At 60.5% G+C, this 13088-nt stretch carries 14 protein-coding genes; 2 read left to right on the top strand and 12 right to left on the bottom strand.

What is annotated here, in order from left to right:
- Nucleotides 1–21: 21 nt before the first annotated feature.
- From G494_RS0105895 to G494_RS22175, 4 genes are all read right to left on the bottom strand, one after another.
- Complete coding sequence (locus G494_RS0105895; protein WP_028583783.1) at nt 22–1179, bottom strand: DUF2786 domain-containing protein; 1158 nt, start codon at nt 1177–1179, stop codon at nt 22–24.
- Nucleotides 1176–2447, bottom strand: a complete 1272-nt coding sequence (locus G494_RS0105900) for a M48 family metallopeptidase (protein WP_035245621.1) — start codon at nt 2445–2447, stop codon at nt 1176–1178. The genes G494_RS0105895 and G494_RS0105900 overlap by 4 nt, the downstream gene beginning before the upstream one ends.
- 260 nt (nt 2448–2707) lie before the next feature.
- On the bottom strand, nt 2708–3235 hold the full coding sequence (locus tag G494_RS0105910; protein WP_028583786.1) for a rhodanese-like domain-containing protein: 528 nt from the start codon (nt 3233–3235) through the stop codon (nt 2708–2710).
- Between the two features lie 2 nt (nt 3236–3237).
- Nucleotides 3238–3714 (bottom strand): MauE/DoxX family redox-associated membrane protein, encoded by a 477-nt coding sequence (locus G494_RS22175; protein ID WP_051305439.1) that lies wholly within the window; start codon nt 3712–3714, stop codon nt 3238–3240.
- A gap of 514 nt (nt 3715–4228) precedes the next feature.
- Here G494_RS22175 and G494_RS0105920 point away from each other — a divergent pair.
- Complete coding sequence (locus G494_RS0105920) at nt 4229–4591, top strand: DUF2628 domain-containing protein (RefSeq protein WP_028583787.1); 363 nt, start codon at nt 4229–4231, stop codon at nt 4589–4591.
- A 50-nt stretch (nt 4592–4641) separates the two neighbouring features.
- The gene (locus G494_RS0105925; protein ID WP_028583788.1) at nt 4642–4869 is read left to right on the top strand and encodes a DUF2798 domain-containing protein; all 228 of its coding nucleotides are present in this window, start codon (nt 4642–4644) and stop codon (nt 4867–4869) included.
- A 51-nt stretch (nt 4870–4920) separates the two neighbouring features.
- Here G494_RS0105925 and G494_RS22180 read toward each other — a convergent pair whose 3' ends face one another.
- The 8 genes from G494_RS22180 to ettA all read right to left on the bottom strand — a co-directional run bounded on the left by G494_RS22180 (nt 4921) and on the right by ettA (nt 13088).
- Nucleotides 4921–5595 (bottom strand): zinc/iron-chelating domain-containing protein, encoded by a 675-nt coding sequence (locus tag G494_RS22180; protein ID WP_051305440.1) that lies wholly within the window; start codon nt 5593–5595, stop codon nt 4921–4923.
- The gene (locus G494_RS0105935; RefSeq protein WP_028583789.1) at nt 5595–6044 is read right to left on the bottom strand and encodes an MOSC domain-containing protein; all 450 of its coding nucleotides are present in this window, start codon (nt 6042–6044) and stop codon (nt 5595–5597) included. The genes G494_RS22180 and G494_RS0105935 overlap by 1 nt, the downstream gene beginning before the upstream one ends.
- 10 nt (nt 6045–6054) lie before the next feature.
- Nucleotides 6055–6981 (bottom strand): cysteine synthase A, encoded by a 927-nt coding sequence (gene cysK / locus G494_RS0105940; protein ID WP_028583790.1) that lies wholly within the window; start codon nt 6979–6981, stop codon nt 6055–6057.
- Nucleotides 6978–7967, bottom strand: a complete 990-nt coding sequence (locus tag G494_RS22185) for a serine O-acetyltransferase (RefSeq protein WP_035245680.1) — start codon at nt 7965–7967, stop codon at nt 6978–6980. Before G494_RS22185 ends, cysK begins: the two co-directional genes overlap by 4 nt.
- A 5-nt stretch (nt 7968–7972) precedes the next feature.
- Nucleotides 7973–8605: a methionine biosynthesis protein MetW gene (gene metW / locus G494_RS0105950; RefSeq protein WP_232362496.1), complete on the bottom strand. Its 633-nt coding sequence runs from the start codon at nt 8603–8605 to the stop codon at nt 7973–7975.
- The gene (gene metX, locus G494_RS0105955) at nt 8586–9740 is read right to left on the bottom strand and encodes a homoserine O-acetyltransferase MetX (RefSeq protein ID WP_051305441.1); all 1155 of its coding nucleotides are present in this window, start codon (nt 9738–9740) and stop codon (nt 8586–8588) included. The genes metW and metX overlap by 20 nt, the downstream gene beginning before the upstream one ends.
- Nucleotides 9741–10063: 323 nt before the next feature.
- Nucleotides 10064–11302 carry a hypothetical protein gene (locus tag G494_RS0105960; RefSeq protein ID WP_153305775.1) on the bottom strand — a complete coding sequence of 413 codons (1239 nt, stop codon included), beginning with the start codon at nt 11300–11302 and terminating at the stop codon, nt 10064–10066.
- Between the two features lie 100 nt (nt 11303–11402).
- Nucleotides 11403–13088, bottom strand: coding sequence for an energy-dependent translational throttle protein EttA (ettA, locus tag G494_RS0105965; protein ID WP_028583794.1), 1686 nt, complete (start codon nt 13086–13088; stop codon nt 11403–11405).

A 13088-nucleotide genomic window follows, 5' to 3' on the forward strand; every position in this document is an offset into this window, starting at 1 on the left:
AGCGGAGAGAACCGGAGCGGCTCAGGAGAGCAGGCGAGGCTCGTCGCTGCCCCGATCCTCCACTGGCCGGTGGAGCTGCAGGGTTCTGCCGGTGGCCCTGGCCTGGCGGTAGGCATCATCGTAGATCTTCGACCGCTTAGAGCTGACCTTACGCAGCCGAGGGTAGCGCTGGCCGACGAAACGCTCCAGCCGCGCCTCGGTGGCGACCAGCGCCTCAGAGACCTCGGCTGTGGCTGCTGTGGCTGCGCCGGCCACTGCTGCTCTCTTTCGTTCCTCGGCCAGCTGCTCCCTGAAGCCGGCCAGCAGCCCAAGATAATAGCTCTTCTTCGCCACCCGCCGCTCCCCCCTGATGGCGGCGCCGTGTTGCTCCCAGAGCACCTGCAGCCGTTCTTCCAGAAAGGCAAAACAGTGCGCGGCAATGGCCACCTGTTCCCTGGAGCCAAAGAGTTCGATGGTCTTATGACTCCTGTCCGTAATGGGATCATACTGGGAGGCACAGATCACCCGGACATAAAAGAAGGTGTTGAGCAGGGAACAGATGGACTTCAGGTGGACCGCCATCCGCTGCCTGCCGGTGTTGATGGTCCGCTGGATCAGGGGCTGTTCTTCGCTCAAACTGGCCAGGGAGAGCTGGTGGCGACGGAGCAGGCTGCCGGCCTTGGCCAGGGCCAGGCTGGCCTCATGCTCGTTGGCCGACTCTCCCAGGGCCAGGAGTTTGCGGATCTTTTCCAGAATCTTCTGGTCCGGAGAGACCGGATCAAGCCGGGTCAGCCCCTGGAGGAACTCGGCCGTATCGGCGCTGGCCCCCTGGAAGGCCGACTCCACCCCGAGCCGGTCGCAGGCCTCTTTAAAGCCGCGGCCATGGGCAGGTTGGTCAGCAGCCAGGAGCTCGCTGCAGAGCTGATGGGCCATCTCATGCTTCAAGACCTGGATGGTCACCGGCCAGGGATAGTTGGCGATCAGCTCGCTGCTCAGGCTCAGGGATCGCGACCCTGCCGACCAGCAGCCCAGGACCCGGCGGGAATGGCTGAGCCGGAAGACGGGCGGCTCCAGTTTGAGCCCGTACTGGTAACAGATATCATCATACTCCCGCCCCAACTGGAGCAACCAGGCCTGCTCCAGCCTGGAGCCGAGTTCCCGGGCCGACCTGCTCCCCTCCTCCCTGGTCCCGGCCTTCATGCCCTCTCCTCCCCGGACGTTTCCTGCTCGGAAAGCTCCAGTTGCTCCAGGGCACGAATCCTGGCCAAGACCGGCGGGTGGCTGTAGTTGAGCACCACATGGAAGGGGTGGGGGGTCAGGTTGCTGAGATTGGTGACGCTGAGCTTCTTCAGGCCACGGATCATGCTCCCCCGCTCACCGGTGGAGGAGACGGCATAGGCATCGGCAGCATACTCGTGGTGCCGGGAGACCGCGTGCAGGCCGATGGAGAGCAGGGTGGAGATGGGTGCATAGAGAAAACCGAAAAAGACCAGCCCCCCATGGACCGAGATATGCTCCATCTGAAAGGCGGCAAAGAGCTGCTCATTACCCAGAAAGAGCGAGAGGAGATAGAACATGACCCCGGTCTGGGCCATGGAGAGCACCATCATCTTGAGCAGGTGTCTTTCCCTGTAATGCCCCATCTCATGGCCCAGGATCGCCACCAGTTCGGCAACGCTCAGCTTCTCCACCAGGGTGTCGAAGAAGACAATCCGCCGGAATCGGCCGAAACCGGTGAAAAAGGCGTTGAGCCGGGTAGACCGTTTGGAGCCGTCCATGGTATATATTCCCTGGAGGGCAAACTGCTGGCCACGGGCATAGGTGGTGACCGCCTCCTTCAGGGCCCCCTCTTCCAGCGGGGTAAAGGTGTTGAACAGGGGCATGATCACCACCGGGGCAAGCCCCTGGACCACCACCACAAAGACCATCACCGCAAGCCAGCAGTAGAGCCAGCCCAGGGGACCGCTGACGGCAAAAAACCAGAGGATAAATCCCAGCAGGGGACCGCCCAGGAGCACGGCCAGCAGCGCAGTCTTGACCAGATCCAACAGATAGGTCTTCCAGGTGGTGGTGTTGAAGCCGAAGCGTTCCTCCAGGACAAAGGTGGAGTAGAGGCTGAAGGGGAGATTCACCACAAAGGAGAGCAGGGCCAGGAGAGCGATGAAGATCAAACCCGTGGGCAGCGCAGAGAGGCCCAGGGAACGGGCCAGGAGATCGACCTGGTTAAACCCGCCTACGAGGATAAAGACCAGGGTCAGGCCGGTGACCGTGCTGCTCTGGACCAGGGAGAGGCTGGTGCTGACCCGGGTGTACACCTGGGAACGCCGATACTCCTCTTGATCGTAGACCCCTGCAAACTCCGGGGGCAGCAGCGGGGCCAGGGCCCGCAGGTTCAAGAGGGAATCGACCAGGCCCAGCAGATAGTGGAGGCAGATAAAACCTACGATACAGAGAAGATAAACATTCATAGTCATTACTCAGTGGACAGGATCCGTCTTTTGGAGAGGTGGACTGGGGGTGCTGCAGGGGAGCCGCGGTGCAGCACCCTTGCTCAGGCCATGGCAGGCACAGGCTTAGCCAAGATGGGGAGGAGCTGCAAGGAAATTGTGGAAAAAGAGGAGGAGCAAAAGAGCCCGGAGGAGAGTGAGCCGGGAGGTGGCAGGGGAGGTAAAGGCAAGCCGCTGACAGAGAGGGGCTGGAGATCCTCTCTGTCAGCGGCCGGGGATCGTTATTTTCCGCTGACCACGGGATAGTCCGCACCCTTCCAGGCAAAGATCCCACCTGGAAAACGCAGGACCTTGCCATAGCCGAGTCTCCTCGCCCAGGCCGCCCCGTTATGACTGCGGGTACACTTGACAAAGCCGCAGTAGACGACCACGGTCCGCTCCTTGTCCGGCCCCAGCAGGGCCTGGTATGCGGCCTGGTCCTGGCCGCCGGTCTCCTCGCTGTCCCACTCTTCCATCTCGGCAATGGGAAAGAGGAACTGGACCGCACCCGGGAGATGTCCCTTGAGGTAGGAGGCCTTGTAGGGCATGGTATCGACGATGACCATCTCCTCCCCCTTGTCCATCAGCTGCTTCAACTCGGCTGCGGTGATCACCCCGTAATCGCCTCGCTCTACCTCGCGCAGCAGTTTGACTGCGCCCTGTTCCCTCTTCACCTCTGCCTCAAACTTGTTGGTACCAAAGGCGAGGGCAGAGACGCTCACGCCCAGCACCAGGGTCACGGCCAAGCCTGCAGACACCCATTTTCCCATGTTCATTGTTTCTCCCTGCGCAGTGCAGTTGCGCTCTTAGTTTGCCCCGGTTTGACTGGGGCCCTGTTCTGGTACCAACCAAGAAATAAGAGGACAGCCAGCAAGAACAGGTCACGGCCCAGGGCCAGGCGCAGTCCTTTATAGGCATACTCGGGATCCCCTGCACCAAAACAGCCGCAGTCCACATCCAGGCCCAGGATGATGCCGTAGAGGAGCACCCCCATAAAGGCAATCAGCATGGCCCCGACCAAGAGCAGACTCCCCCGTACCCGGGCCAGGAGACCCAGGGCCAGGATGACCTCCAGCAGGGGCAGCAACAGGGCCACAGGCTGAATCAACCACTCCGGGAGCAGGCCATAGCCCTGGATCACCACGGCAAAGGCCGTCGGATCGGTCAGCTTGACCACCCCGGAGTAGAGAAATATCCCGGCCAGAAACCAGCGCGCCAACCGTGCCAGCCAAACAACTCTCGATTTCATGATAACGGTACCTCTTTACTGTTCACCCGGACAGTAAAGCGAAAATCAGCCTGTTTGTACAATAGGTAATTCCAATACCAACCACGACTAAATCTAACATTCCTATCAGTCCGCGCACTCAAGGTAGCCTGGAGTCACTCAAGCCACTCCCTTGAGCAACGATCCGGGCTGAAGCTGGGCCCTGCCGCTTTTCTGAGGTAACCTCTTTGAAGATACGGACACGACTCGCCGGCGAAGGAGCCGTGGTTGTACGGCTGCAGCCTTGAAAAGAAGCGGACCAGGGAACCGGGGAGGAAAAGAGTGGTGCAGGGAGCGGGAACGGACCAGGGAGCGGAGAGAAGGGGGAAAATAGGGACTTGCTTTCTAGCGGCGTTCGACTATTATCGCAAATCTTGAAGAGGAAATTGACGGCAGGAGCAGCTCAGCGCTTGAGCAGAACGGCCCGCTGCCTCACAGAACAGCAGAGCGCCAGAGCGTCAAGGGCGCCGGGCGGAGTTCAACCCGAGAACAGAGCATGAAACAGTATAAAATTTTTCAACACCCGGACGGCTCCACCGAGGCCGTCAAGCAGGGCTGGTCCTGGCCGGCTTTTTTCTTCAGCTGTTTCTGGGCCATCGCCAAAAAGATGTGGCTGACCGGTACGGCCCTCTTCCTCGCCTCCCTGACCCTGGGAGCCGTTGTCGGCCAGGCAGAGATGGGCGCCCAGGGCGACTCCATCATCAACATCATCTCCATCGCCATCTCCATTATCTTTGGCCTCAAGGGCAATGACTGGTGGGAGGCCGCCCTCTGGTCCCAGGGCTATGAAGAGAAAACCATCGTGGCCGCCACCACCCCCCAGGGCGCCCTGGCCATCTACCACCAAAGCCAGCCCTAGACTCGACCTACAGCAGGCCGGGCCGGGAATATCCCTCTGGAGCAGACCCCATGATCCCCAAACGATTTGAACCGCTGGTCTTTGCCTTTTTCATGTCCATGCTGATGTCGCTGCTGATGTCCGGGGTGATCACCTTCATCAACCTGGGTGTAGTCAACGGCTTTGTCCTGCTCTGGCTCAATGCCTTTATCAAGGCCTTTTCCATCGCCTTCCCCGTGGTGCTCCTGGTGGTGCCCCTGGTACGAAGAATCGTGGCCCGGGTGGTTGCCCCCTCATAAACCGCCTCTCCTCAGGCCCGGGGACAACAAGCCGCTCTTTGTCCCCCTGGGCTAGGCCTGCTGGAGAATTATCCGCTCTCCCTCCTGGAGCGGGCTCACTCCCAGCGTGGCCGCCAGGAGTTGGAACAGCGGACGACCGAAGTAAAACAGCTCCCTCTCCACGGGCAGCGCAAAGTGACGGGCTGCCGCACAGCGGTACTGCAAATCCAGGTCCACCAGCTCCTGTATGGCCGCGAGGATCTCCGATCGCTGCTGCTCATCAGCCCACTGCTCGCGAACCGTGGCCAGCTCGGGACAGCTGCAGCGTTCTTCATGCTCCCGGATCAGGGGCAGAAGCGGCTCCTGCTCATCCATACAGTCAAAACGGCTGAGCAGATGCTTACCGGTGATGGTGAGCAGCGCCTCCGGGGAACTGCACTCCAGCACCCTGCAGGCCAGAGGGCGATATTGGTAGATCTGGCAGGCGCCGGCAGCCCCCTGCTTTGCGAAGAACCTACAGCTCCAACTGCCCCCATGGCCCTGGAGCTTGATAAATTCCGCTGCCACCGGTTCCGCCTCGCTACCCAGGGGGGGCAGAGCCAGCTCTCCCCGGCGAACGGTAACCAGGTCGGCAAAGCTCAGCCGCCCCTGCCGGATCAGCTCCAGATCCTGGGTATGGAGGGCAGGGCCGCCCTGGAGGCAACACTGTCCGCAGCGATCACACTGGCTCTTGGTCTTGGTCTTCATCACGATATCTTATCTCCCGGCTGCACCACCTCGATGGGATCCCCACAGCAAAGGACCCCCGGGGTGATCACCTTGGCAAAAATTCCTTCCCTGGGCATGATACAGTCGCCCACCTGCTGAAAGATGGCACAGCCCTGGTGACATTTTTTACCGATCTGGGTCACCTCCAGCAGGGTCGTATTACTCTTCAACAAGGTCCCCACCGGCAGGGTAGCCAACTCGATCCCCCGGGTGGTGATGTTTTCTGCAAAGGCCCCGGGCGCAAGCTCCAGGCCTTTGTTGCGCATGAAATCAATGGACTCCTCGGCCAGAAGACTGACCTGACGATGCCAGTCCCCGGCATGAGCATCCCCCTCTATGCCGTGATCCACCTTAAGGCTCACCTGCTCCACAGGCTCCTTATCCACCCCTTTTTGGGTGCTTATATTCAAGGAAATAATCGTGGCCATATGCTTCCTCCTATGCCATCAGATCGGTGCTCAGATAGCGTTCCCCGGTATCCGGGAAAACCACCACCACGCGTTTGCCTGCATGCTCGCTCCTGGAGGCAATCTCCAGGGCTCCGGCCATGGCCGCCCCACAGGAGATACCGCAGAGAATCCCCTCCAGCCGGGCTATCTCGCGGGCCGTGGCAATGGCTGCCTCATTCTCCACCTGGACCACCTCGTCAATCAGGCTGCGATCCAGGATGGCAGGGACAAAGCCTGCGCCGATCCCCTGGATCTTATGGGGTCCCGCAGCCCCCCCGGAGAGCACTGCCGAGGCGGCCGGCTCCACGGCGATCACCAGGAGGTTCGGATTCTGCTCCTTGAGAAACCCGCCGGCACCGGTCACCGTGCCGCCGGTACCCACTCCGGCCACCAGGATATCCACCTCTTCGCCCAACTGGCTCCAGATCTCGGGCCCGGTGGTGCGACGATGCATGGCCGGGTTGGAGGGGTTGGCAAACTGATTGGGCATCCAGGCATCGCCGGCCTGGGCACAGAGTTCTTCGGCCTGGGCAATGGCCCCCTGCATCCCCTCTGCTGCCGGGGTGAGAACCAGTTCCGCGCCAAGGTGCCTGAGCAGGGCCCGCCGCTCCACACTCATACTCTCGGGCATGGTCAGGATCAGGCGATAGCCCCGGCTGGCACAGAGAAAGGCCAGGCCGATGCCGGTGTTGCCGCTGGTGGGTTCAACGATCAGGGTGGAGGCCTTGAGCAGACCCGCGGTCTCGGCATCGCTGATCATGGCCAGGGCAACCCGGTCCTTGACGCTGCCCAGGGGGTTGGCGGCCTCCAGCTTGGCAAAAAACTCCACTCCGCCGGTGCCTGCATAGTGGCCCAGGCGGACCAGCGGTGTCGCGCCCACGGCCTGGGAGATATCCGAGTAATAGCTTGGCTTCATCCTTGATCCTCTTTTCCGAGATAAACAAGCTCAGGCTGCTCCAGGGCAACCTTGGTATCCTGCCCCACCGACTCGGTGAGCCAGACGTTTCCGCCGATGATCGAGCGTTTGCCGACCACGGTCCGGCCGCCCAGGATGGTGGCATTGGCATAGACGATGACATCGTCTTCAATGGTGGGGTGCCGCTTGACGTTGCGCAGCCGTTCCCCGGCATCACGGGGCAGGGAGAGCGCACCCAGGGTGACCCCCTGATAGATGCGGACCCGGTTGCCGATCCGGGTGGTGGCACCGATCACCACCCCGGCACCGTGATCGATAAAAAAACTGCCGCCGATATCTGCTGCCGGGTTGATATCGATGGCCGTGCGGTGAAAGGCGTGCTCACTCATGATCCTGGGCAAGAGCGGCACCCCAAGCTGGTGGAGCCGATGGGCAAGACGGTAGACCATGGTGGCAAAGAGCCCGGGATAGCTGAAGATGACCTCATCTGCGTTGGCAGCAGCCGGGTCGCCCACCAGGGTGGCCTGGATGTCGGTCTCCAGCAACTCGCGGATGGCGGGCAGCGACTGGAGCAGGGCCGCGGCAGCCGCATAACTGCGCTCACCACAGTGGGTGCAGACCTGATTGTGGCGGAAGCAGTCATGGCGAATGGCCGAACTGATCTGGGTGGCCAGATTTTCATAGAGCAGGCTCAGCTGTTGGCCCAGATAGTATTCCAGGTTCTCCGGCCGCAGGCTCATGGGGGTAAAAAAACCGGGAAAGAGAATCTGCTGGGCCTGTTCGATCAGACCGATGACCGCATCCTTGGAGGGGATGGGAACCGGCTCGATATGGCTGGCCAGGCGGCCGTCCTTGAACCCCTGGGCCAGTTGCGCTACCACCCCTGGAATGGGATTATCGATGTTTGCCATGGCCGCAGCATCGCTGTTGCAGGAATCATTGACCCGCTCCTGTTGGCCCATGGGAAGGCCCTGATATCCACTCATACGCATTACACCTGCTCCACCATCATGATTCCGTAGGTGGCCCTGATATTTTTAAAGTAACGCACACTGTTTCCCTTAAAGTCATGATGGTGGGTATTGATGGCCACCTCTTTGACGATCCGCACCCCGATGGTATGCAGAAAGCGTTTAAAATCCCTGATCGAGATCACCCGGATGTTGGGGGTGTTATACCACTCGTAGGGGAGCTGATCGGTGACCGGAGCGGTGCCGAACCAGAGAATCTGCAAGCGACAGGACCAGTGGGCAAAGTTGGGGAAGCTGACGATCACCCGCTTGCCGATCCGGAGGAGATCGACCAGCAACTCCTTGGGATCACGGATCTGCTGCAGGGTCTGACTGAGAATCACCGTATCAAAACGGTTCACAGGATAGTCGCTGACCTCCTGGCGGAAATCCCCCTGAAGCACGGTCAGGCCGCGTTCGATGCAGCGGGCAACCTTGGCCTCGGAGAAATCGATCCCCGTGCCCTGCACCTGTTTCTCTTGTTTAAGATAGGCCAGGAGATCACCGTTGGCACAGCCCAGGTCCAGGACCCGGGATCCCGGCTCAACCCAGGAGGCAATCACCTGGAGATCAAAACGCATCTGCTCTGGGGGATCAACCACACTGCTCATCATACACCCTGCCGAGAAATCCACGGATCAAACCGTCTAGTCGTTCACTGGGAAGGAGAAAGGCGTCATGCCCCCCCTGGGCCTCTACTTCACAAAAGCTGACATCGCTGCCGTTCTTCTTCAGGGCCGAGACCAGGGCCTTGGCCTGGTAGGTGGGATAGAGCCAGTCAGAGCTGAAGGAGACCACCAAAAAACAGACCCCGGCCAAGCCCTCGTTGACCAGCAGGCTGCCTCCCTGCCGCTCAAGATCAAAGTAATCGGCTGCCTTGGTAATATAGAGCAGCGAGTTGGCATCGAAGCGGTCGACAAACTTCCTGCCCTGGTAGTGGAGGTAACTCTCCACCTGGAAGTCACCCTCAAAGGCAAAGGAGAGGGCGTCACGGTGGAGGCGCCGACCGAACTTTTCCCGCATGGCATGGTCAGAGAGATAGGTGACATGACCGATCATCCGCGCCACGGCCAGCCCCAGGGAGGGACCTGGGTTATCATAATAATCCCCTCTGTTCCACTTGGGGTCCGCCATGATGGCCTGGCGGGCCACCTCGTTAAAGGCTATGGCCTGGGCCGAGTGGCGGATGGTGGTGGCCAGGGGGATGGCCGAGACTATCATCTCGGGATAATCCACGCACCAGCGCAGGACCTGCATCCCGCCCACCGAGCCGCCGACGACGGACATCAGACGCTCTATGCCCAGGTGCTCGACAAGCTCTTTCTGGGCCTGGACCATGTCCTTGATGGTGACCATGGGAAAACTGAGTCCATAGGGCCGCCCTGTGGCCGGATTCAGGGACGCAGGTCCGGTGGAGCCGACACAGCTGCCCAGAATGTTGGAGCAGATCACAAAGTAGCGATCCGTATCAATGGGCTTGCCCGGACCCACCATGTTGTCCCACCAGCCCGGCCGCTCATCCTCTTCATGGAGATAGCCGGCCACATGGGAATCCCCGGAAAAGGCATGACAGACCAGGATCGCGTTACTCCTGCTCGCATTCAAACGGCCCAGGGTCTCATAGGCCAGGGTGATGGGACCGAGGCGGGCCCCGCACTCAAGGATCATCTCCCGGGGCGGTTGAGCAAAGGTAAAGTACCTGCGCTCCACCACCATCTTTTTCAAATCTTGACTCGCTGGGCTCTCCATCCTGCTCTATCCTTGCGCCTCCATTATCAAATTCCCCCTCTGCACCAGGGGGCCCCGCAGAGGGAACCGCAGGGCCACAGGCGTAGCCGTCCCCGCCGGTCAGAGAGCAAGAGGCAGGCATCATACCACAGCGTAGGACATCCCGCCAGCTCATCTTAACCCCGGGCACGGCTATGAGCTGAGAATAAGCACAACTCGGCTCTGATGCCAGCTAAAAAACGGTCCCCTTCCCTGGCACCGGGTTCAACCGGCGCAGCGGCCCTTGCTTAAAAAAAAACGGATCCCCCCTGGGGACCCGTTCTCGCCTTCGCTCTCGACCTGGATCAGAACCTGACCTCCAGACGACCATAGGTACCAAAGGCAGGGTCATCTTCAACCCCGGCCCCGTCCAGACGGCCATCAAAATCAGGCTGCAGATAGCCGGCTTTCCAGGTAAACACGGTTCCGGCCGAGATCTGGTACTCCATGGAGCCGGAGAGCTCCATCAGGCTGGCCAGCCGTTTATCATCCAGCGGGGCATGGTCGCTGCCATTCACCGTAACCCAGACAAAGTTCCCGACCAGCTTCCAGCGCTCGCTGATGCTATAGGCCAGGGAGGGGGCAAACCAATACCAGTCGCCGCCATCACCCAGGCGGTCGAACACGGCGATGGGTTCGTTGTTGCCGTTACCGGTCATGATCCAGCCAAAGTCGTTATCAGCGGCAAAGCCGTTGGTCACCAGGCCGATGTTCAGAGAGGGGGTAAAACTATCCATGCTGTAGGCAAGCTGACCATACCAGCCCCAACCGCCATCGGAATCACTGCTCAGCTGAGCAAAGACCGGGCCGCTCTCATCCCGGGAGTTGAGCATCCGGGCCGCCCTGTAGGCCAGCTCGGTCTCCAGGGCCGCATCCCCCAGCTCCCCCCTGACCAGGAGCGAACCGACGAAACCGGTTTTATCGGCCACATAGCTGCCGGTGCCGAACTCGTCACGCTGATCATCGGAGTACATCAGGTTGAGCTGCCCTGACCACTGCTCAGTCAGCTGCCCCTTGAGGATCAGCCCGTACATCAGCCAGTCATTATCCTCCAGCCGATCGATCTCGACCTCCGAGAGTTGCCCCTCACGCTCCACATCAAGCAGACCGATGAGCTGATACGCCCCCATGGTCCAGTCCACGCTGAGCCTGCCCACCCCCTGATCCCACTCCAGGAAACGGCTGATATTGGACTTGATCTTACCCGCCTCCACCACCGTGGGTCCGATGGGAACCCCGATATAGGCATAGTCGGACCAGATATTCTTGCTCTCTGCCGGATCGGCCTCGCCGTTGAAGCGGGTATCGATCAGCCGCACCCGGGCCCGGGCATAGGCGCCGCCTGCGGCTGTGCCGCTGAAGACCAACCGTACCCGGCTGTCAAAGTAGCCGGCCCCGTCCTGGTCGTAATTACCGAAATCATACCTGTCCCGGTGGATATACCGGGCCCGGGCATCGCCCTTCACGCTCACCTCGGCCACAGCCGAGCTGGCCAGCAAGACACTTCCCAGGAACACTGCTCCCAACAGAAATCCTCTGTTCATCTCCCCCCCTGTTTGGGTCTCATCAGCAAAAAAGGCAACCGGCAACGAAGAGCGTTGCCGGTTGCCCCTGCAATCACCACCCTCTCTCGGCGAGAGCCGGCTAGCGGCTCATCTGACGATAACGGATGCGATGGGGCTGCTCGGCATCGGCCCCCTTGCGTTTCCTGAAATCCGCCTCATAGTCCGAATAGTTGCCTTCAAACCAGACCACCTCGGAATCCCCCTCAAAGGCCATGATGTGGGTGGCGATGCGATCCAGGAACCAGCGATCATGGCTGATCACCACGGCACAGCCGGCGAAGTTTTCCAGGGCCTCTTCCAGGGCGCGCATGGTGTTGACGTCCAGGTCATTGGTCGGCTCGTCCAGGAGCAGGACATTGCCGCCCTCCTTGAGCATACAGGCCAGGTGGACCCGGTTGCGCTGACCACCGGAGATCTCGCTGACCTTATTCTGCTGCTCGCTGCCGGTGAAGTTGAACTTGGCCACATAGGCCCGGGAGTTGTACTCCTTGGTGCCCAGCCAGATGGTATCCTGCCCCTCGGAGATCACCTCCCAGATGTTCTTCTCCTGATCCAGGCTGTCGCGGGTCTGATCCACGTAGGCCAGCTTGACCGTCTCACCGATGTTGATCTCACCGCCATCGGGGGCTTCCTGGCCGGTGATCATCTTGAACAGGGTGGACTTGCCGGCCCCGTTGGGTCCGACGATGCCGACAATCCCCCCTGGAGGCAGGGCAAAGCTGAGGTTCTCCATCAGGATCCGCTCGTTAAAGGCCTTGGTCAAGCCCTGGGCCTCGATCACCACCTTACCCAGCCGCGGTCCGGGCGGGATGTAGATCTCCAGGTTGGAGTCCATGGCATCGGTTTCCTGGTTCAGCAACTTCTCGTAGGCGGCGATACGGGCCTTGGACTTGGAGCGTTTGCCCTTGGGACTCATCCGGATCCACTCCAACTCTCGCTGCAGGGTCTGCTGGCGCTTACTCTCCCTCTTCTCCTCCTGGGAGAGCCGTTTCTGCTTCTGCTCCAGCCAGGAGGAATAGTTGCCCTTCCAGGGAATGCCGTGGCCGCGATCCAGCTCCAGGATCCAGCCGGCGACGTTATCCAGGAAGTAACGATCATGGGTGACGGCGATGACCGTGCCGGTATACTGCTGAAGGTGCTGCTCCAGCCAGGAGATGGACTCGGCATCCAGGTGGTTGGTGGGCTCATCCAGGAGCAGGATATCCGGCTGCTTGAGCAGAATCCGGCAGAGGGCCACCCGCCGCTGTTCACCGCCGGAGAGAACGGCCATCTCCATATCCTGGGGAGGACAGCGCAGGGCGTCCATGGCCATGTCCAGCTTATGGTCCAGGTTCCAGGCATCCAGGGCATCCAGCCGGTCCTGGACCTCGCCCTGACGCTCGATCAGGGCCTGCATGGCATCGTCGTCCATGGGCTCGGCAAAACGCTCGTTGATGGCGTTGAACTCTTCGAGAAGATCCACCGTGGACTGGACCCCCTCCTCCACTACCTGGCGCACGGTCTTAGCCGGATCAAAGCTGGGTTCCTGGGGCAGATAATCGATGGTAAAGCCTTCGGAGAGCACGGTCTTGCCCTCAAACTCGGTATCAATCCCGGCCAGAATCCGCAAAAGGGTACTCTTGCCGGAACCATTGAGTCCCAGCACCCCGATCTTGGCCCCATGGAAGTAGGAGAGGGAGATATCCTTAAGAATCTGTTTTTGATTATATTTTTTACTGACTTTGATCATCGAGTAGATGACCTTGTTCGGCTCACTGCTGCTCAT

The organism is Desulfogranum mediterraneum DSM 13871 (assembly GCF_000429965.1).
Lineage (GTDB): Bacteria > Desulfobacterota > Desulfobulbia > Desulfobulbales > Desulfobulbaceae > Desulfogranum > Desulfogranum mediterraneum.